Source organism: Enterococcus sp. S183_ASV_20, from assembly GCF_018919685.1.
Lineage (GTDB): Bacteria > Bacillota > Bacilli > Lactobacillales > Enterococcaceae > Enterococcus > Enterococcus faecalis.
Map to the genome: position 1 here is coordinate 1 of NZ_JAHLRI010000127.1, position 1,836 is coordinate 1,836.

Consider the following 1,836-nt stretch of genomic DNA (forward strand, 5'->3'; position numbering starts at 1 on the left):
GACTAAGATTTATCATATTAGCCCGTAATCAGAATCAACATAAAATTCATTATTGGAAAACGGCTGAAGATACATTAAAAAGAGAACTAAGAAAAATTAAAACCTATTTGATGATTAGTTATATAATATCTCATTTGATCTGCATTTTACTCAGTGGTTTTATTTCAGTTTTTAGTTATTTTAAAATCGCTAAAATGCTATTAAACAAACATTTTAGCGTCACATTTTATGTTATAATTCATCCACTATAATATACTCCTACATGTCAAAATAAAATGCAACGAACCCCAATCTTATGACCGGGGTTTTTGTTATGTTATTCTACTTTTTTAACTGAGAGATCACTTAAACTAACTAAGTTTAGAGTTAATTAGTCTTGTTAGTAGCTTTTGAAGTAAGTCAGTTTCTTCAGAGGAAAAGTCTTGGAGTACCTGTTTATTCATTTTTTCCGTTGCTCTCTCTATATCTGCTCTCATTGTATCTGCTTTTTCTGTTGTGGTGACAAACACCACACGTCGATTATCAGGATCAACTTCTCTATGGATTAATTCCAGTTTTTGCATCTTATCTAGAATTCCTGATACTGTGGGTGCTTCTAAATGAAGTCTTAGGCCTATTTCTTTAGGTGTCATTTTATTATTATTCTTGGACCATATACAGGTTAATATCCCCACTTGCGCTGGCGTAATGCCTTGTTCTTCTAATAATTTACTATAGTATTTAAAAACTTTATGTTGAGAAACACTTAGCAAGAAATTTATACAATTCTCTACCATGGAATAACTACCTCCAATACTTATTTGACAGAACAATAGTAACATGTTAAATTCTAATTGCAAATAGTTTTGTTGCAAAACTATTTTGTCAAAGAAGCTATTGATTAAAGAAAGGAAGAAAAATTATGGATACTTTTAAAGCATTGGTTGTGCGAGAAGAGGAAGGGCGAGTTACTTATCAAGTGGAGCAACAAACAAAAGTTGATATGTTAGATACTGGTGAAGTCTTAATAAAAGTAGCATTTTCTTCAGTAAATTACAAAGATATGTTAGCTGTACAAAAAAATGGTGGCGTAATACGTAGTTATCCTATGATACCTGGAATTGACTTGAGTGGAACTGTTGAAGAGTCTACAGATTCGAGATATTCAAAAGGTCAGCAAGTCTTAGTAACTGGATATACTATGGGAATGAGTCATACTGGAGGATTTTCAGAATATGCAAGAGTTCCTTCTTCTTGGGTTGTGCCGTTGCCAGAAAACTTGTCAATGAAAGACGCAATGATTTTTGGAACAGCTGGCCTTACTGCTGCATTATCAATTTTTGAGTTAGAGAAAAATGGAATGGATAAGGATCTTGACCAAGCCATTTTAGTCACCGGGGCATCTGGTGGGGTAGGTAGTATTGGTTTACAAATCCTTTCAAAAATCGGCTATAAAAATATCACCGCCTTGGTTAGAAAAGAAAACCAAATTGAAGTTGTAAAAAAATTAGGAGCCACCCGCGTTATTCTTTTGAGCGATTTTGAATTTGATCAAAAACCATTATCTAAGCAAACATTCCATTATATTTTGGATACTGTTGGTGGTAATTTGGTTTCGAGCTTACTTCCATATGTGTATTATCAAGGAAGCGTATCGTTGTGTGGAAATGCCGGAGGACTGACATTAAATACAACTGTGTTGCCCTTTATTTTACGTGGTATTAATCTCATTGGTATTGATTCAGTAAATATCTCACATGAGTATAGACAAATGATTTGGACAAAGTTAGCACAGGAGTGGAATATAACTGATACAACTCTATTTACTAGTATTTTATTGGAAGAACTTCCTAGCAC

General features: G+C 33.4%; 3 protein-coding genes. 2 read left to right on the forward strand and 1 reads right to left on the reverse strand.

What is annotated here, in order from left to right; translation table 11 throughout:
• The coding region (locus KQI94_RS15880; RefSeq protein WP_216454631.1) for a hypothetical protein at positions 1 to 251 on the forward strand (251 nt) is incomplete at its 5' end.
• A gap of 99 nt (positions 252 to 350) precedes the next feature.
• On the opposite strand, the gene KQI94_RS15885 is transcribed toward KQI94_RS15880, so the two are convergent.
• Positions 351 to 776 carry a MarR family transcriptional regulator gene (locus KQI94_RS15885; RefSeq protein WP_010775698.1) on the reverse strand — a complete coding sequence of 142 codons (426 nt, stop codon included), beginning with the start codon at positions 774 to 776 and terminating at the stop codon, positions 351 to 353.
• A gap of 125 nt (positions 777 to 901) precedes the next feature.
• Between KQI94_RS15885 and KQI94_RS15890 the strand changes: the two genes are divergently transcribed.
• Positions 902 to 1,836 (forward strand): YhdH/YhfP family quinone oxidoreductase (locus KQI94_RS15890; protein ID WP_216432342.1); only part of this gene is annotated, 935 nt, incomplete at its 3' end.

Excerpts from the sequence above, each read along its gene's own strand:
- KQI94_RS15885 (WP_010775698.1), bottom strand. The coding sequence starts at position 776 with ATGGTAGAGAATTGTATAAATTTCTTGCTAAGTGTTTCTCAACATAAA.